The organism is Tannockella kyphosi, assembly GCF_021054785.1.
Classification (GTDB): domain Bacteria; phylum Bacillota_I; class Bacilli_A; order Erysipelotrichales; family Coprobacillaceae; genus Tannockella; species Tannockella kyphosi.
On the sequence record NZ_CP088239.1, the window covers coordinates 2,212,248 to 2,230,057 of the forward strand.

Here is a 17,810-nt window from a genome sequence, read left to right on the forward strand (position 1 = left end):
GAGAGTATAACTTATAAAATACAAATAACTATAAAAGCAAATGCAAAGATAGGAACTAGTAGATAGTATATGAATGCATAGAGAGATTCTGGTTGGTGGAAAGAATTGTTTTATGACTATTGAACTCATCCTTGAGTAGAGCACTGAAAGATAGTAAGTGGCTTCGGAAGCATCCGTTATCATGCAAGGGTATGGACTATTTGAAATAGCGTACTTGATGAGATTTATATTGTGAGGTATAAATAAATAAAGGTGGAACCACGGGATAACTATGCTCTCGTCCTTAAGATGATAAGATCATTTTGAGTGCGAGTTTTTTTTATAGATAAATTGGGAGGGAATATCATGAATTATCAAAAATACAAAAAGTTTGAAACAATCAAACTACCAGATCGTACATGGCCAGATAATGAGATTACGAAAGCACCTATTTGGACATCTGTAGATTTAAGAGATGGAAATCAAGCATTAATTACACCAATGAAAATAGAAGAAAAAGTAATGATGTTTCAATTATTAGTAGATATGGGATTTAAAGAAATAGAAGTAGGTTTTCCTTCTTCTAGTCAAATAGAATATGATTTTCTTAGAATACTAATAGATGAAAACTTAGTACCTGATGATGTTACAGTTCAAGTATTAACACAAGCAAGAGAACATCTAATTCGTAAAACATTTGAATCTTTAGAAGGATTACCAAAAGCAATCGTTCATATTTATAATTCAACATCTATTTTACAAAGAGATGTTGTCTTCCATAAAGGTCAAGATGAAATAAAGAAAATAGCAGTAGAAGGAGTCAAACTAGTAAAAGAATTAGCTCAAGAATTCAAAGGAGAAGTATTACTAGAATACTCACCAGAAAGCTTTACTGGAACAGAAGTAGAATATGCATTAGAAGTATGTGAAGCAGTGATGGATGAATGGGAAGCATCTAGTGATAAGAAAGTAATTATTAATCTTCCTTCTACAGTAGAAATGTCTTCACCTAATGTATATGCTGATCAAATAGAATGGATGTGTCGTAATTTCAAAGATAGAAGTCGTGTTATTGTGAGCTTACATGCTCACAATGATAGAGGATGTGGAGTTGCAGCTAGTGAGTTAGGAATTATGGCTGGTGCAGACCGTGTGGAAGGAACTCTATTTGGGAATGGAGAACGTACTGGAAATGTAGATATTATTACATTGGCACTAAATATGTTTACACAAGGTGTCAATCCAGAGTTAGATTGTTCTAAGATTAATGATATTAAACATGTTTTTGAAAAAGTTACAAAAATGGAAATACCGCCAAGACATCCTTATGTTGGACAATTGGTATTTACGGCATTTTCTGGTAGTCACCAAGATGCAATTAATAAAGGAATGCAATGTTATCGAGAAAGAAATGCAGGAATATGGGAAGTTCCTTATTTACCAATTGATCCTAGTGATTTAGGAAGACAATATGAACCAATTGTTCGTATTAATTCACAATCTGGTAAAGGTGGTGTATCTTATGTGATGGATAGTATGTATGGATATCACTTACCAAAAGGATTACAAGCAGATTTTGCTAAGGTGATTCAAGATATTTCAGAAGAAGAAGGAGAAGTATCACCAGAAAGAGTATATGATACATTTGTAGAACAATATGTAGAGAATAATCAACCATATAAATTAATAAAACAACAATTAATTGATATTTCAGAAGAAAATGAAGAACATGAAAGAAAAGCAGTACTTATCTTAGAAGATCATGGTGTAGTAAAAGAAATAATAGGTTATGGAAATGGACCTATTGATGCTGTGAAAGATGCCTTTAATTCAAATGGATTTATAGGATCACACTTATTAGACTATAGTGAACATGCATTAACTTCAGGATCTAGTTCAAAAGCTGCTGCATATGTTCACTTACGTCTAAAAGGTAGTGCTATTCAAGAATTTGGGGTAGGTGTTCATCCAAATATTGCAACTGCAACGATTATGGCTATTGTATCAGGGTTGAATCGTTTGTATCAAAGAAAGGCAGGGATGTAAAACATGAATCGTTTAGTGTTATCTTTGTTGGTAGAAAATAATGCTGGTGTGCTTAGTAGAGTATCTGGCTTGTTTAGTCGACGTGGATATAGTATAGATAGTTTAAGTGTAGGGAAGACAAATGTTCCTCACATTTCAAGAATGACCGTGGTAGCCCATGGTGATGAAAGAAACTTAATGCAAATAGAAAAGCAATTAAGTAAGTTAGTCGATGTAATTGATATTTGTGAATTAGTTCCAAGTGAATCAGTATATCGAGAATTAGTGTTAATTAAAGTAGAAGCTACAGAAGAGGTTCGCTCTTCTATTGTTTCGATCGTAGATATATTTCGTGCACATATTATTGATGTTGCACCTACGTCTTTAATTATAGAGGTAACTGGAGATCAAGGTAAAATTGATGGGTTACTGGGAATGTTAGAAGGATTCAATATAACTGAAATCGTTCGTACTGGTTTATCTGGTATGAAACGAGGGAGAGTAAATGTTGATACAAAAGAGTCAGAAGAACAATAGGGGGAAAAGAAAGATGGCAAAAGTATATTATGAATCTGATTGTGATTTAAAATTATTAGATGGGAAAACAGTAGCAGTAATTGGTTACGGTTCTCAAGGACATGCACATGCATTAAATGCAAAAGAATCAGGAGTAAATGTAATTATTGGTTTATATGAAGGATCTAAATCTTGGGATAAAGCAGTAGCTCAAGGATTTGAAGTATTTACAGCAGCAGATGCTGCTAAAAAAGCAGATGTAATTATGTTCTTAATTAATGATGAATTACAAGCAAAAGTATATAGAGAAGATATTGCACCTAACTTAGAAGAAGGAAACATGTTAATGTTTGCTCATGGGTTTAATGTACATTATGGACAAATCGTAGCTCCTAAAGGAGTAGATGTAACAATGGTAGCTCCTAAAGGACCAGGACATACAGTACGTAGTGAATACTTAGAAGGAAAAGGAGTTCCTTCATTAGTAGCAGTAGAACAAGATGAAACAGGTAGAGCAAAAGACATGGCATTAGCTTATGCATTAGCGATTGGTGGAGCTAGAGCTGGTGTATTAGAAACTACTTTTAGAACAGAAACAGAAACTGACTTATTTGGAGAACAAGCAGTATTATGTGGTGGAGTAGTAGCTTTAATGCAAGCTGGTTTTGAAACTTTAACAGAAGCAGGATATGATCCTCGTAATGCATATTTTGAATGTATTCATGAAATGAAATTAATCGTAGACTTAATTTATCAATCAGGTTTTGAAGGAATGCGTTATTCTATTTCTAATACTGCAGAGTATGGAGATTATATTACAGGACCTAAAATCATTACAGATGAAACTAAAAAAGCAATGCAACAAGTATTAAAAGATATCCAAGATGGAACATTCGCAAAAGACTTCTTATTAGATATGTCTGAAGCTGGTGGACAAGCACACTTCAAAGCAATGCGTAAATTAGGAAAAGAACATTCTAGTGAAAAAGTAGGAGCAGAAATTCGTAGTTTATATAGCTGGTCTGATGAAGACAAATTAATCAATAACTAATTGATTTCAACACACTTTTGTGTGTTGTAGGTAAGAAGCTTTGCTTCTTAGCTACAACCTACAAAATGAGGGTTTAAGAGGGGGAAAATAAATATGGCAATGACAATGACTCAAAAGATACTGGCAGCTCATGCAGGATTAGAACATGTCGAAGCAGGACAACTAATTGAGGCCAAATTAGATGTTGTAATGGCAAATGACATTACAGGTCCAATGGCTTTACCAATCTTTCATGAAATGGCAGAAAAAGTATTTGACAAAGAAAAAGTAGTCTTAGTACCAGATCACTTTACACCAAACAAAGATATTAAATCAGCAGAAAACTCAAAATCAATAAGAGAATTCTCTAATTGTCAATGTTTAACACATCACTATGAAATAGGACAAATGGGAATAGAACATGCCTTACTTCCTGAAAAAGGAATTGTAGTAGCAGGAGAATGTATTATTGGAGCTGATTCACATACATGTACTTATGGAGCTTTAGGAGCGTTTTCTACTGGAGTAGGAACAACTGATATTGCTGCCGGGATGGCTTTAGGAGAATTATGGTTTAAAGTACCGAGTGCTATTCAATTTGTAATAACAGGAAAACCTAGTCCTTATGTATCAGGGAAAGATGTTATCTTACATATTATTGGTAAAATAGGAGTAGATGGTGCTTTATATAAATCAATGGAATTTGTAGGAGAAGGAATAGCTAATCTTACAATGGATGATCGTTTTACTATTGCTAATATGGCTATTGAAGCAGGTGCTAAAAATGGAATATTTGTAGTAGATAAACAAGCTGAAGATTATATGAAAGAACATTCATCAAAACAATATACTATTTATCAAGCAGACAAAGATGCTATCTATGATGAAATAATTGAAATAGACTTAAGTACTATTCGTCCAACCGTTGCATTCCCTCATTTACCAGGTAATGCAAAAACAATTGATGAAATAGAAGCAATGGAAGCTATCAAAATAGATCAAGTAGTCATTGGTAGTTGTACCAACGGAAGAATGGAAGACATGCGTAAAGCAGCTGCTATTCTAAAAGGAAACAAAGTACACAAAGATGTCCGTGTTATGGTCATTCCAGCAACACAAAAAATCTACTTACAATGCATTATGGAAGGTTTAGTAGAAACCTTCATAGAATCAGGATGTACCTTCAATACCCCAAGCTGTGGACCTTGTATGGGTGGACACATGGGTGTAATGGCAGCAGGAGAAAAATGTGTATCAACAACCAACCGTAACTTCGTTGGACGTATGGGACATGTAGAATCATTAATCTACCTAGCATCACCACAACTAGCAGCAGCTAGCGCTATTGCTGGTGTGATCGCAAATCCTGAAAAAGTAGGAGGACAAAACTAATGGGAAAAGTATTCAAATATAACGACAACGTCGATACAGACGTAATTATACCAGCTAGATATCTTAATTCATTTGATGCAAAAGAATTAGCTACTCATGCAATGGTAGACATTGATCCAACCTTTGCATCAAAAGTACAAGTAGGAGATATTATAGTAGCAGGGAAAAACTTTGGATGTGGTTCTTCTAGAGAACATGCTCCACTATGCTTAAAAACAGCAGGAGTAAAATGTGTTATTGCTAAAAGCTTTGCACGTATCTTCTATCGTAATTCTATTAATATTGGATTTGCTATCATTGAATGTGTTCAAGCAGCAGATGATATTGAAGCAAATGATGAAGTAGAAGTAGACTTTATCACAGGAATTATCTATAACAAAACAAAAAACAAACAATATCAAGGACAACCCTTCCCAGCATTTTTACAAAAAATGATTGAACAAGATGGGTTAGTAAACTATGTAAATAGTAAAAAACAGAGGTAACTATGGAAAAGAATATAACAATAATCAAAGGTGATGGAATCGGACCAGAAATAGTAGATGAAGCAATCAAAGTATTACAAGCAATCGCTAAAAAATACAACCATACCTTTACCTATACAGAAGTACTAATGGGAGGAGCATCTATCGATGCTCATGGAGTACCTATTACCCAAGAAACAATCGATATTGCTAAAAGCAGTGATAGTGTCTTACTAGGATCTATTGGTGGAGATACCAACACATCTCCTTGGTACCAACTAGAACCAAAACTTCGTCCTGAAGCAGGACTACTAACAATAAGAAAAGAACTAGGTTTATTCGCAAACCTAAGACCAGCTTATTTATATAACGAACTAAAAGAAGCATGTCCTCTAAAACCAGAAATCATTGAAGGTGGTTTTGATATGATGGTAGTAAGAGAATTAACAGGAGGAATCTATTTTGGTGCTAGAGAAACCAAAGAAATAGATGGACAACTAGTTGCTACAGATAGCTTAGCTTATAGTGAAACAGAAATAAAAAGAATCGTAAAAAAAGCTTTTGAAATAGCGATGAAAAGAAAAAAACAATTAATCAGTGTTGATAAAGCAAACGTATTAGATTCATCAAGACTATGGAGAAAAATAGTTAACGAACTAGCTAGTGACTACCCAGAAGTAACAGTAGAACATATGTTAGTAGATAACTGTGCAATGCAATTAGTCAGAGATCCAAAACAATTTGATGTTATTGTAACAGAAAATATGTTTGGAGATATTCTTTCAGATGAAGCAAGTATGATAACAGGATCTATTGGAATGTTATCTAGTGCTAGTCTAAGAGATGACAGTTTTGGAATGTATGAACCAAGTCATGGTAGTGCACCAGATATTGCTGGTACAAATAAAGCAAATCCAATTGCTACGATCTTATCAATGGCCCTAATGCTACGTTACTCTTTTGGTTTGAGTAAAGAAGCATTAGAAGTAGAACAAGCAATAGAAAAAGTATTACAACAAGGATATCGTACAGTTGATATCCTATCAAAAGATAAAACACTAGTAGGTACAAAAGAAATGGGAGACTTAATTGTAGCCAATTTATAAAAGGAGAACATATGAAAAGTGATAATGTAAAAAGTGGTAGTCAAAGAGCACCACATCGTTCATTATTTAATGCATTAGGTTATGTAGAAGAAGAACTAGATAGACCATTAATCGGAGTAGTAAACTCTTATAATGAAATAGTTCCAGGACACATGAACCTAGATAAAATAACAGAAGCAGTAAAAAAAGGAGTATACTTAGCAGGAGGAACTCCTATTGAAATACCAGCTATCGCAGTATGCGATGGTATCGCAATGAATCATACAGGAATGAAATATTCTTTAGTAACCAGAGAATTAATTGCAGATAGTACCGAAGCAGTAGCTACTGCTCATCAATTTGATGGACTAGTAATGGTTCCTAACTGTGATAAAAATGTACCAGGACTATTAATGGCAGCAGCTAGAATTGATGTTCCTACTATCTTTGTAAGTGGTGGCCCAATGTTAGCAGGTCGTAAAGTAGATGGCCAACAAACATGTTTATCTTCTCTATTTGAAGCAGTAGGAGAATTTAATGCCGGTAAAATCAGTGAAGACAAACTAAAAGAACTAGAACAAAAAGCATGTCCAACATGTGGATCATGCTCAGGTATGTATACAGCCAACTCAATGAACTGCTTAACAGAAGCGTTAGGAATGGGACTAAAAGGAAATGGAACAATTCCTGCAGTCTATTCAGAGCGTATTCGTCTAGCTAAAAAAGCTGGTATACAAATCATGGACTTAGTAAAAAGAGATATTCGTCCTAGTCAAATCATGTGTGAAGATGCATTTATGAATGCATTAACAATTGATATGGCATTAGGATGTTCTACTAATTCAATGTTACACTTACCTGCTATCGCTTATGAAGCAGGAGTAGAATTAGACTTAGAAATAGCGAATGAAATAAGTAAAAAAACTCCTAATCTATGTCACCTAGCACCAGCTGGTGACACATATATGGAAGATTTAAATGATGCTGGTGGGGTCTATGCAGTAATGAATGAGTTAGATAAACTAAACTTATTAAAAACAGACTTAATGACAGCTACAGGTAAAACAATCAAAGAAAATATTGAAGGATGTGTAAACCTAGATCATAATATCATTCGTCCAGTAGAAAATCCATATAGTAACTATGGTGGAATAGCAGTATTAAAAGGAAACTTAGCTCCTGATGGAAGTGTTGTAAAACAATCAGCAGTAGCCAAAGAAATGATGGTACATAGTGGACCAGCACGAGTATTTGAAAGTGAAGATACGGCAATAGAAGCAATTCGTGCCGGTAAAATAGGAAAAGGAGATGTCGTAGTTATTCGTTACGAAGGACCAAAAGGTGGTCCTGGAATGCGAGAAATGTTATCTCCAACTAGTGAAATTGCTGGAATGGGACTAGACAAAGATGTAGCCTTAATTACAGATGGACGTTTCTCAGGAGCTACAAGAGGAGCTTCTATTGGACACGTTTCACCAGAAGCAGCACTAGGAGGACCTATTGCCTTTGTAAATGAAGGAGATATCATTGATATCGATATTTACAATCATTCTATGAATGTACGTATCACAGATGAAGAAATGGAAGCCAGAAAAGTAGGGTGGCAACCAAAAGAACCAGAAATCAAAAAAGGATACTTAGTAAGATATGCATCATTAGTTACATCAGCAGCTAAAGGTGCGGTATTAAAACCTAAAAAATAAAGAGAGGAGAGTAGTATTATGATTTTAACAGGTGCAGATATAGTTGTAGAATGTTTATTAGAACAAGGTGTAGATACAGTATTTGGGTATCCGGGAGGAACGATATTAAACGTCTATGACAGTTTATATAAATACCAAGATAAAATTAATCATATTCTAACTTCTCATGAACAAGGCGCAAGTCATGCTGCAGATGGATATGCTAGATCAACAGGAAAAGTAGGAGTTTGTTTAGCGACATCTGGACCAGGAGCTACAAATCTTGTTACAGGGATTGCAACAGCTTATATGGATTCTATTCCAATGGTTGCAATCACTGCGAACGTAGCTAGATCATTATTAGGTAGAGATAGTTTTCAAGAAATTGACATAACAGGTGTAACAATGCCTATTACAAAACATAACTTTATTGTAAAAGACGTAAAAGACTTAGCACATACCATTCGTAGAGCCTTTAACATCGCCAAAGAAGGAAGACCAGGACCAGTACTAGTAGACATTACGAAAGATGCAACAGCTGCCACTATTGAATTCGAACCAAAAATACCAGACACAATAGGACCTAGAAGCTATACCTATTCAACCTCTGATATCGATAAAGCAGTAGAAATGATAGAAGCATCATCTTGTCCTTTCATCTTTGCAGGAGGCGGAGTTATCGCAAGCAACGCAAGTGCTCAACTAAAAGAATTTGCTGAAAAAATAGATGCTCCAGTAGCAGACTCACTAATGGGAAAAGGTGCCTATGATAACACACGTCCTAGATACACAGGAATGTTAGGAATGCATGGAACAAAAGCATCTAACTTTGGAGTAAGTAAATGTGACTTACTAATTGTAGTAGGAGCTAGATTCTCTGATCGTGTTACTGGAAACACACAAAAATTCGCTAACAATGCAAAAATACTACATATCGACATTGATGCAGCAGAAATCAATAAAAACATCGACGTACACCTAGGTGTAGTTGGAGATGCAGCATGCATCTTAACAGATCTAAATGCAAAACTAACAAGACAAAACCATCCTCAATGGTTAAAAGAAATAAGAGATCTAAAAGAAAGATATCCAATGACCTATCCTCAAGATCGTTTAACAGGACAATACGTAGTAGAACAAATTGACTTCCTAACAAATGGAGAAGCTCTAATCACAACAGAAGTAGGACAAAACCAAATGTGGGCTGCTCAATTCTTCCAATACAAATATCCTCGTCAATTTATATCATCAGGAGGAGCAGGAACAATGGGTTATGGATTAGGTGCTAGTTTAGGAACTAAACTAGGTAATCCACATAAAGATGTATTCAACATTGCAGGAGATGGATGCTTCCGTATGAATATGAACGAACTTGCTACTGCAAGTCGTTACAACATTCCTATCATTCAAGTAATCTTAAACAATCAAGTACTAGGAATGGTAAGACAATGGCAAACATTATTCTATGGAAAACGTTACTCTGCAACTGTACTTCATGATAGTGTAGACTTCTGCAAAGTAGCAGAAGGATTAGGATGTCAAGCCATTCGTGTAACAACCAAAGAAGAAGTAGCACCAGCTATCGAAAAAGCATTACAAGCTACTGGACCAGTAGTAATAGAATGTATGATAGAAGAAGATGATAAAGTATTCCCAATGGTAGCACCAGGTGCTCCTATCTCAGAATGCTTTAGTCAAGAGGATATCAAAGAATAATGGATGACTATACACATTTAGTACAATACTACGAAACAGACCAAATGCAAATAGTACATCATTCCAACTATATACGTTGGTTTGAAGAAGCTAGAGGAGACTATCTTAGTAAAAGAGGAATAGGATATGATTGGTTAGAATCTACAGGTGTATTAGTACCAGTACTAGAAGTAGAATGTAAATATCTAGATGTTACTAGATATGCAGATCTAGTAACTATTATTCCTAAGATTACTACCTTTACAGGAGTGAAGTTTGAGGTAGAATATGAAGTCTTAGTAGATGGCAAACTAAAAGCTACAGGCAAGTCAAAACATTGTTTCTTAGACACAAACCTAAGACCTATCTCTTTAAAAAGAAAATATCCAGAAGTATATCAAAAATACATAGATTTACTATAAGCAAGACGATGTCTTGCTTTTTATACGTTTAACTTGCAGTATATATTAGAGAAGTATTTATAGAGCAGTAATATGTTAATCTCGTTGAAAATATTACTTATAAGTAATATAATGTTCAGTATAAAGGGAAAGTGAAGATTATTTATCGATCATATCTCTATTTCATGAAAATAATTCAGAACATAAGAATATTATTTTTTAAAAAAGATACATATTCTATAATAAGTGTTTTAAATGAAATTGGTGATAAAAATATAAGTGGTTAAGAGATATAATCAATTATATTGTAAATATAAGAAGAGTAATCTTAAGGAGGAAAGAAAAGATGAAAAACGTAGATGACGTACTTGCTTTATTTGAAGATTATGTAGATGATGCAGATATCATGAAATATAATCTAATTATAGAAGTAACACATAAAATAATGGAAGAAAGAATTTCACAAAACATGTCCCAAAAAGAATTTGCAGAAAAACTAGGTATTAGTCAAAGTATGATTTCCAAAATAGAAAGTGAACAATATAACTTCACTTTAGAAATGTTAGCTAAAATATTTACTAAATTAGATTATACTGTTGAGTTGAGAATAGATAAAATATAAATTCACAATTATCTTGAATCTTTAAAAATAACTTCTTATTCATTAGAACTTTAGTCTAACTTTTTTGAACGATTTATTATAAGCAAGACGATGTCTTGCTTTTTTGGTCTAGATAATAGATAATGTGATGGAAGATAGAAGGGATAATTCTAATGGACAATTTAGTTAGTGTAGTAATTCCTGTTTATAATAGAGAAAAATATATAGAAAGATGTGTTAATAGTATTCAACAACAAACCTATCGTAACATAGAAATCATTATAGTAAATGATGGATCAACTGATTCATCCTTATCTATTTGTAAACAACTACAAGAAAATGACAATCGAATAAAGTTATACTCACAAGAAAACAAAGGAGTATCCTTTGCTAGAAATGTAGGGATACGTAACAGTACAGGTACTTATCTTTTGTTTGTAGATAGTGATGACTATATTGAAAAAGAAACAATAGAAGTTGCTATACCTAGAATGAGAGATGACGCTGATATGGTAATGTTTGGCATTAAAGTTATCAACAAACTAGGACATACTCATCCTCATGGGCAAACAGAAGGTCCTTTAACGGTTGGAACAATGATGGAAGATTATTTTCTTGCTATAAATGGAATATTACATAATAGTCCTTGTAATAAAGTTTATCAAAAGCAAATATTAGAGAAACATAAGATATTATTTGATGAAAACGTGAAAAATGGGGAAGATGTCTTATTTAATTTTGAATATTATCAATATATAAAAAATATTTTATATATTGATAACTATTTTTATTACTATTATTCTCATAAAAACCAAAGTTCAGATACATATAATGAAGATCACCTTAATAGTGTTTTATATCGCTTTAACAAAGAAAAAATATTATATAAAAATATAATGAAAAAAGAAGTGGATATTATAAAATCAAATCAAATGTTTTTAAGCTATATCAAACGTACGTGCTTTAATAATCACTTAAGTCCTTATGAATATAAAAAGAAATTGCAGTTTTTAAAAGAATATATTAATAATTCTGAGGTCCAAGGATTATTATCTACCTATAAACCTGATAAATTGGTTAATTATATCTATTATGTGTTTTTTAAATCAAATAGTGCAACACTAGTCTATTGGCTAACTAAATTACATAGAAATGTAAATATTATTAGAAAATCATACTAAGGAGATCTGTTATGAAATTATCTGTTGTAATGCCAACCTATAATGAAACAAGAGAACAAATAATAGATTCTATTGAATCTATTTTAAACCAAACATATACAGATTTTGAATATGTTATTGTTTGTGATAACCCAAACAATAAGGAAGTAACAGATGTGTTAGAAGAATATAAAATAAAAGATAATCGTATTGTTATTGTTATGAATGAAAAGAACATGGGAATACCTTATAGTTTAAATAGAGGGGTAGAAGTATCGAAAGGTCAGTATATTGCAAGAATGGATGCAGATGACTACTCTTTTCCCAATAGATTTATGATTCAAATGGATCTACTAGAAAAAGAAAATGTAGATTTAGTTTGTAGCAATATGATTGTAGAAACGGAAACGAATACATATTCAACTAATAGAAAAGATGAAATTGATGAAATACTGCTAAATTATTGTTGTATAGCACATAGTTCTGTTATTTTTAAAAAACAAGCTTTTCAAGAAGCCGGTGGATATCGAATGTTACAACCTGCTGAAGATTATGATCTATGGCTAAGGTTTTTATCACTACATAAGAAGATGAGACTAATTGAAGAAGACTTAGTTATCTATCGATATAGATCACAAGGTGTAAGTTCATCTAATGCATATGAACAAATGTTGATGACGGAGTACTGTAGACAGTTATATCAAGAACGTGTACTAAAAGGATATGATTCATGTTCGAAAGAATCTTATTTAATGTTTCTAAATAAACAAGGAATTAAAGGAGATATGAAGCAATATAATAAAGCATTTAATATGTACTTAAAAGGAACTAGTTATATTAAAAAAGGTAATCCTAAAGGTATTTGTTATTTATTGTTATCATTTAAAAAACCAAAAGTGCCAATACAATGTATTCATAGATACATAAAGAAGCGAATAAGGATAATAACCAATGTCTAGAACTAAAAACTCTATCAAGAATATAACTATCTCTATATTATCAAAATCAGGAACACATATCTCTTCTTTTATCTACCGTACTATCTTTATCTATACACTATCTGTAGAATACTTAGGTATTAGTGGATTATTCACAAATATATTATCTTTCCTATCCCTAGTAGAACTAGGGATAGGATCAGCTATCGTATATTGTCTTTATCAACCTATTGCTATAGGTGATAATGAGAAAATAAAGTCTTATGTTAAGCTATATAAACAAATATACTTTATGATAGGGGTTATTATTTTAGTAATAGGATCTTTATTAACACCTTATCTAAGTTTCTTTGTAACAGAATTACCTAATATAGAAGGAATACAACGAATCTATCTTTTATACTTACTTAACTTTGGAATATCTTATTTCTTCTTATATGCAACCACTATTATTAATGCTCATCAAAAAAGCTATATTACTGCATTAATAAAAGATGGTGCATTAATAACGGTAACGATAATTCAATGTATTGTCTTACTACTAACAAAAGACTATCAACTTGTCTTAGTATTACAACTACTATCTACCATATTCATGGGTATCCTAATGACAAGGGTAGCTAATCATATGTATCCTTACTTAAAAGAAAAAGAAGTACAACCATTAGAATTAAAAGAAAAACAAAATATCAAGAAAAACGTATTAGCTCTTATTCATCACCAAATAGCAAGTGTTATTGTCTTTTGTACGGATAACTTATTAATTAGTAAATTAGTTGGTATTATAGCAGTAGGCTTATATTCTAACTATATTATGATTACTTCTGTATTAAGTGGTTTTATTGCGATTATAACGACAAGTATTACAGCAAGTATTGGTAACTTAGGAGTAGATAGTAAAGTAGAACATCAGTTATGTACTTTTTATGAAGTGTTTTTATTCTATGCTTTGTTAGGTGGATCAATGAGTATTTGTTTATATGTTCTATTTCAAGATTTTATTGTATTATGGATAGGACAAAGCTATTTATTATCAACGGTAGCGGTAGGTATTATCGTACTTAATTTCTATTTAACATTAATGCGTAAAGCTTGTTTGTTAGTACATGATACAAATGGTTTGTTTTGGTATAGTAGATATAAACCAGTAGTAGAGTCTATTGTTAATTTAGTGATGTCTATTGTATTAGCGAAGTATTATGGTATTGTTGGTATATTAATAGGAACTACTATTAGTACCGTAACTGTATGCTTTTGGGTAGAACCATATATTATTTATAAATACGTCTTTAAAGTAAGTGTTATCACTTACTTTAAAAAGTATTTCTTACATACGATAAAGATGGTTGGTTTATTGATGATTATTTTATTTATTACAAATATGTTTGATACAGCCTTATTTTTTACATTTATTATGAAGATGATAACATGTACTATTCTTATTCCTATTGGAGTGTTTGTATTGTTTAATAGGGATGAAGATTTTAAGAGATTGAAGAAAAGATTTATTAAAAATAAAATGTTCTAAAATAAATACAAAGTTATTGAATACTCTTTAAAAGAGAGTATAATGACTTTGTATTTATTGTTTAGGAGACAAAGATGAAAGAGTTATTTACGAAAAAGAATTTAATTACGTTTGTAGCAGTAGTAGCATCAAGTGTTATGATGGCATCTGTGACAAAGACATTTACGAGACCAGCAGGTATTTTATCTGGTGGTTTTATGGGTATTGCGATGTTAGCTGATATGTTGGCAGAAAAGTTAGGATTTTATTTTCCTACTGCATTAGGATTGGTTTGTTTGAATTTACCTGTTGCAATATTTTGTTTTAAGAAGATTTCACCTCGGTTTGTTTGTTTTTCTTTGTTACATGTAGCATGTACTTCTTTTATGTTAGAAGTAGTACCTTCTTATCCTTTGATGGAAGAAATTATGTTAAATGTAATTTTTGGAGGGTTTTTATATGGTATTAGTATTGTTGTGGTTTTAAAAGGAAATGCTTCTACTGGAGGTACTGATTTTATAGCTTTATATGTTTCGAATAAGAGTGGAAAAGAAATATGGATACAAGTATTTTGTTTTAATGCTTTGGTTTTATGTATTTATGGATGTATCTTTGGTTTTGAATTAGCAGGATATTCTATTTTGTTTCAGTTTTTAGTAACGAAGACTATTTCTACTTTCCATATACGTTATCAACGTGTGATGTTACATATCTTTACGAAAAGAAAAGATGAAGTAGTTGATGCATATGTGAATAACTTCCGTCATGGAATGACGGTATTAGATGGTTATGGGGGATATTCAAAACAAGAGGTGACGATGTTAACAGCAATAGTTTCTAGTTATGAAATGGATGATGTTATTGAAGTATTGCAAAAAGTGGATCCAGCATTAATTGTGAATGTTACGAAGTCACAAAAGTATGTAGGAAGATTTTATATGAGACCACTAGATTAGTGGTCTTGTTTGTTGTTAAAAGTACAATTGTTCATCAATAGGATAAAGGACACTATTTATTCCTCCCTCTACGATATAAACTTCAAATCCTTTACTTGTAAGTAGGGGTGCGTATTGCTTAGCAACACGCCCACTATAACAAAGTAAAATGATGGGAAGAGATGTATTTAGAGAGGGTAATTGTTGTAAAAGAGAAGAAGCAGGGATGTTTTGAAAGTTCTTTAAATGAAAGCGTTGGTAATCGGATGGGCTTCTTAGGTCGATAAACTGATAATTATGCTCTAAAATAGCATATAATTTGGTTGGAATGATGGAATATATTTTTTTCATGAAAACACCTCATTTTATAATATGAAAATAATTGAAAATGATGAATTTCTTTGATATAATGCACCCATGGAGGAATAAGAAAAAATGGATAAAAAAACAATCAAAGATATTGAAGTTGCAGGGAAAACAGTATTAGTACGTGTTGACTTCAACATACCAAGAAACAAAGAAACTGGTGAAATCACAAACGATAATCGTATCGTTGCTGCATTACCAACTATTAAGTACTTATTAGAACAAGGGCCTAAAGCAGTAGTATTATTCTCTCACTTAGGGAAAGTAAAAACAGAAGAAGATAAAGCTAAAAATGATTTATCTGTAGCTGCTCCTAGATTAGCTGAATTATTAGGGAAAGATGTTACTTTTGTAAATGCTACAAGAGGAGAAGAATTAGAATCAACAGTGAAAAACGCTACTGATGGACAAGTTATCTTAGTGCAAAACACTCGTTATGAAGCTGGGGAAAGCAAAAATGATCCTGAATTAGGAAAATATTGGGCTTCTTTAGGAGATGTATTTGTGGAAGATGCATTTGGTTCAGTACATAGAGCACATGCTTCTACAGCTGGAATTCCTGCACATTTACCATCTGCAGCTGGATTCTTAGTAGAAAAAGAAATTGCTTATATTGGAAAAGCAGTAAATGCTCCTGAAAGACCATTAGTTGCTATTTTAGGTGGAGCGAAAGTTTCAGATAAAATTGCTGTTATTGAAAACTTATTAAAAGTTGCTGATAAAGTAATTGTTGGTGGAGGTATGTGTTATACTTTTGCTAAAGCAATGGGTCATGAAGTGGGAACATCTTTATTAGAAGAAGATAAAGTTGAATTAGCAAAATCTTTTGTTGAAAAAGCAGAAGGAAAATTAATTTTACCAATCGATTCTATTTGTTCAGATAAATTTGGTGTTGATGGAGATATTAAAGAATGCGGTGCAGATGTACCAGCAGGATATATGGGATTAGATATTGGTCCTAAATCTATTGAATTATTCAAAAAAGAATTAGAAGGTGCTAAAACTGTAATTTGGAATGGACCAATGGGTGTATTCGAAATGGAACCTTTTGCAAAAGGTACTGTAGCAGTATGTGAAGCATTAGCGAACTTAGAAGGTGCAAATACGATTATCGGTGGTGGAGATAGCGCTGCTGCAGTAATGCAACTTGGATATGCTGATAAAGTTTCTCACATCTCAACTGGTGGTGGAGCTTCATTAGAATATATGGAAGGGAAAACTCTTCCAGGTATCGCAGCTATTAATGACAAATAATAACTAAGGGGAAAGAATATGAGAAAACCAATCATTGTAGGAAATTGGAAAATGAATAAAACTATTGCTGAAACAAAAGCTTTTGTTGAAGCAGTAGATAGTAGTGTTAGCGATAGTGCAGATTGGGGTATTGCTACTCCATATTTAGCATTACAAACTGCTAAATCTTTAGCTAGTAACTTAATTGTTGCTGCTGAAAACTGTCACTTCGAAGAAAGTGGAGCTTTCACAGGAGAAATCAGTACTTCTATGTTAAAAGAAATCGGTGTGGAATGGGTAATCTTAGGACACTCTGAAAGAAGACAATATTTTGGAGAAACAAATGCTACTGTTAATGCAAAAACATTAAAAGTATTAGATGCTGGAATGACTCCAATTGTATGTGTTGGTGAAACATTAGAAGAATACGAAGCTGGAAGCACAAAAGATGTTTGTAAAACTCAAACAGTTGCTGCTTTCAAAGATGTATGTCCTAAATGTATCGAAAAAGTTGTTATTGCTTATGAACCAGTATGGGCAATCGGAACTGGTAAAACAGCTACGAATGAAATCGCTCAAGATGTATGTGCATACATCCGTGGTGTAGTTGCTGAATTATATGGTCAAGAAGCAGCTGATAAAGTAAGAATTCAATATGGTGGATCTGTAAAACCAGAAGGATTAAAAACTTTATTAGAACAACCAGATATTGATGGTGCTTTAGTTGGTGGAGCTTCTTTATTAGAAGATTCATACATTGCAATGATCGAAAACTTAGGTTAAGAAACAATTAGAAGGTAG

At 32.6% G+C, this 17,810-nt stretch carries 17 protein-coding genes and 1 other annotated feature; of the genes, 16 read left to right on the top strand and 1 reads right to left on the bottom strand.

All coding sequences use genetic code 11. The annotated features are described in order from the left end of the window. The first annotated feature begins 36 nt into the window (after window positions 1-36). Window positions 37-288, top strand: a binding site (T-box leader). A 57-nt stretch (window positions 289-345) separates the two neighbouring features. The 14 genes from leuA (at window position 346) to LRR82_RS10775 (ending at window position 15,431) form a co-directional block, all read left to right on the top strand. Continuing rightward, window positions 346-2,025 carry a 2-isopropylmalate synthase gene (leuA, locus tag LRR82_RS10710; RefSeq protein ID WP_249029440.1) on the top strand — a complete coding sequence of 560 codons (1,680 nt, stop codon included), beginning with the start codon at window positions 346-348 and terminating at the stop codon, window positions 2,023-2,025. Window positions 2,026-2,028: 3 nt separating this feature from the next. Beyond that, on the top strand, window positions 2,029-2,541 hold the full coding sequence (gene ilvN / locus LRR82_RS10715; RefSeq protein ID WP_249029441.1) for an acetolactate synthase small subunit: 513 nt from the start codon (window positions 2,029-2,031) through the stop codon (window positions 2,539-2,541). A gap of 13 nt (window positions 2,542-2,554) precedes the next feature. Beyond that, entirely contained in the window at window positions 2,555-3,571 is a 1,017-nt protein-coding gene (gene ilvC, locus LRR82_RS10720; RefSeq protein WP_249029442.1) for a ketol-acid reductoisomerase, read from the top strand. Between the two features lie 93 nt (window positions 3,572-3,664). Next, the gene (gene leuC, locus LRR82_RS10725; RefSeq protein ID WP_249029443.1) at window positions 3,665-4,942 is read left to right on the top strand and encodes a 3-isopropylmalate dehydratase large subunit; all 1,278 of its coding nucleotides are present in this window, start codon (window positions 3,665-3,667) and stop codon (window positions 4,940-4,942) included. Then, complete coding sequence (gene leuD, locus LRR82_RS10730; protein ID WP_249029444.1) at window positions 4,942-5,427, top strand: 3-isopropylmalate dehydratase small subunit; 486 nt, start codon at window positions 4,942-4,944, stop codon at window positions 5,425-5,427. Before leuC ends, leuD begins: the two co-directional genes overlap by 1 nt. A gap of 2 nt (window positions 5,428-5,429) precedes the next feature. Next, the gene (gene leuB / locus LRR82_RS10735) at window positions 5,430-6,512 is read left to right on the top strand and encodes a 3-isopropylmalate dehydrogenase (RefSeq protein ID WP_249029445.1); all 1,083 of its coding nucleotides are present in this window, start codon (window positions 5,430-5,432) and stop codon (window positions 6,510-6,512) included. Between the two features lie 11 nt (window positions 6,513-6,523). Further along, the gene (gene ilvD / locus LRR82_RS10740) at window positions 6,524-8,194 is read left to right on the top strand and encodes a dihydroxy-acid dehydratase (protein WP_249029446.1); all 1,671 of its coding nucleotides are present in this window, start codon (window positions 6,524-6,526) and stop codon (window positions 8,192-8,194) included. A gap of 18 nt (window positions 8,195-8,212) precedes the next feature. Then, on the top strand, window positions 8,213-9,889 hold the full coding sequence (gene ilvB / locus LRR82_RS10745) for a biosynthetic-type acetolactate synthase large subunit (RefSeq protein ID WP_249029447.1): 1,677 nt from the start codon (window positions 8,213-8,215) through the stop codon (window positions 9,887-9,889). Further along, complete coding sequence (locus tag LRR82_RS10750) at window positions 9,889-10,290, top strand: acyl-CoA thioesterase (RefSeq protein ID WP_249029448.1); 402 nt, start codon at window positions 9,889-9,891, stop codon at window positions 10,288-10,290. The genes ilvB and LRR82_RS10750 overlap by 1 nt, the downstream gene beginning before the upstream one ends. 325 nt (window positions 10,291-10,615) lie before the next feature. Further along, window positions 10,616-10,891: a helix-turn-helix domain-containing protein gene (locus LRR82_RS10755; RefSeq protein ID WP_249029449.1), complete on the top strand. Its 276-nt coding sequence runs from the start codon at window positions 10,616-10,618 to the stop codon at window positions 10,889-10,891. A gap of 152 nt (window positions 10,892-11,043) precedes the next feature. Continuing rightward, window positions 11,044-12,051, top strand: a complete 1,008-nt coding sequence (locus tag LRR82_RS10760) for a glycosyltransferase family 2 protein (RefSeq protein ID WP_249029450.1) — start codon at window positions 11,044-11,046, stop codon at window positions 12,049-12,051. A gap of 11 nt (window positions 12,052-12,062) precedes the next feature. Further along, window positions 12,063-12,989 (top strand): glycosyltransferase family 2 protein, encoded by a 927-nt coding sequence (locus LRR82_RS10765; RefSeq protein ID WP_249029451.1) that lies wholly within the window; start codon window positions 12,063-12,065, stop codon window positions 12,987-12,989. Next, a complete protein-coding gene (locus LRR82_RS10770; protein ID WP_249029452.1) occupies window positions 12,982-14,496 on the top strand; it encodes a lipopolysaccharide biosynthesis protein in 1,515 nt (504 codons plus the stop codon). Before LRR82_RS10765 ends, LRR82_RS10770 begins: the two co-directional genes overlap by 8 nt. 74 nt (window positions 14,497-14,570) lie before the next feature. After that, window positions 14,571-15,431, top strand: a complete 861-nt coding sequence (locus tag LRR82_RS10775; RefSeq protein ID WP_249029453.1) for a YitT family protein — start codon at window positions 14,571-14,573, stop codon at window positions 15,429-15,431. Window positions 15,432-15,446: 15 nt separating this feature from the next. Here the strand turns inward: LRR82_RS10775 and LRR82_RS10780 are convergent, their stop codons facing one another. Then, window positions 15,447-15,761 carry a rhodanese-like domain-containing protein gene (locus LRR82_RS10780; protein ID WP_249029454.1) on the bottom strand — a complete coding sequence of 105 codons (315 nt, stop codon included), beginning with the start codon at window positions 15,759-15,761 and terminating at the stop codon, window positions 15,447-15,449. A gap of 84 nt (window positions 15,762-15,845) precedes the next feature. Here LRR82_RS10780 and LRR82_RS10785 point away from each other — a divergent pair, with 84 nt between their 5' ends. Together LRR82_RS10785 and tpiA are read left to right on the top strand one after the other, a co-directional pair. Beyond that, window positions 15,846-17,030, top strand: coding sequence for a phosphoglycerate kinase (locus LRR82_RS10785; protein WP_249029455.1), 1,185 nt, complete (start codon window positions 15,846-15,848; stop codon window positions 17,028-17,030). Between the two features lie 18 nt (window positions 17,031-17,048). Continuing rightward, on the top strand, window positions 17,049-17,792 hold the full coding sequence (tpiA, locus tag LRR82_RS10790; protein WP_249029456.1) for a triose-phosphate isomerase: 744 nt from the start codon (window positions 17,049-17,051) through the stop codon (window positions 17,790-17,792). Window positions 17,793-17,810: the final 18 nt, after the last annotated feature.

Bases quoted from the DNA above. Each gene is read 5' to 3' on its own strand.
- LRR82_RS10785 (WP_249029455.1), top strand. From the start codon at position 15,846: ATGGATAAAAAAACAATCAAAGATATTGAAGTTGCAGGGAAAACAGTA.
- LRR82_RS10780 (WP_249029454.1), bottom strand. From the start codon at position 15,761: ATGAAAAAAATATATTCCATCATTCCAACCAAATTATATGCTATTTTA.
- leuD (WP_249029444.1), top strand. From the start codon at position 4,942: ATGGGAAAAGTATTCAAATATAACGACAACGTCGATACAGACGTAATT.
- ilvB (WP_249029447.1), top strand. From the start codon at position 8,213: ATGATTTTAACAGGTGCAGATATAGTTGTAGAATGTTTATTAGAACAA.
- ilvD (WP_249029446.1), top strand. From the start codon at position 6,524: ATGAAAAGTGATAATGTAAAAAGTGGTAGTCAAAGAGCACCACATCGT.
- leuB (WP_249029445.1), top strand. From the start codon at position 5,430: ATGGAAAAGAATATAACAATAATCAAAGGTGATGGAATCGGACCAGAA.
- LRR82_RS10770 (WP_249029452.1), top strand. From the start codon at position 12,982: ATGTCTAGAACTAAAAACTCTATCAAGAATATAACTATCTCTATATTA.
- LRR82_RS10775 (WP_249029453.1), top strand. From the start codon at position 14,571: ATGAAAGAGTTATTTACGAAAAAGAATTTAATTACGTTTGTAGCAGTA.
- leuA (WP_249029440.1), top strand. From the start codon at position 346: ATGAATTATCAAAAATACAAAAAGTTTGAAACAATCAAACTACCAGAT.
- leuC (WP_249029443.1), top strand. From the start codon at position 3,665: ATGGCAATGACAATGACTCAAAAGATACTGGCAGCTCATGCAGGATTA.
- ilvN (WP_249029441.1), top strand. From the start codon at position 2,029: ATGAATCGTTTAGTGTTATCTTTGTTGGTAGAAAATAATGCTGGTGTG.
- ilvC (WP_249029442.1), top strand. From the start codon at position 2,555: ATGGCAAAAGTATATTATGAATCTGATTGTGATTTAAAATTATTAGAT.
- tpiA (WP_249029456.1), top strand. From the start codon at position 17,049: ATGAGAAAACCAATCATTGTAGGAAATTGGAAAATGAATAAAACTATT.
- LRR82_RS10760 (WP_249029450.1), top strand. From the start codon at position 11,044: ATGGACAATTTAGTTAGTGTAGTAATTCCTGTTTATAATAGAGAAAAA.
- LRR82_RS10765 (WP_249029451.1), top strand. From the start codon at position 12,063: ATGAAATTATCTGTTGTAATGCCAACCTATAATGAAACAAGAGAACAA.
- LRR82_RS10750 (WP_249029448.1), top strand. From the start codon at position 9,889: ATGGATGACTATACACATTTAGTACAATACTACGAAACAGACCAAATG.
- LRR82_RS10755 (WP_249029449.1), top strand. From the start codon at position 10,616: ATGAAAAACGTAGATGACGTACTTGCTTTATTTGAAGATTATGTAGAT.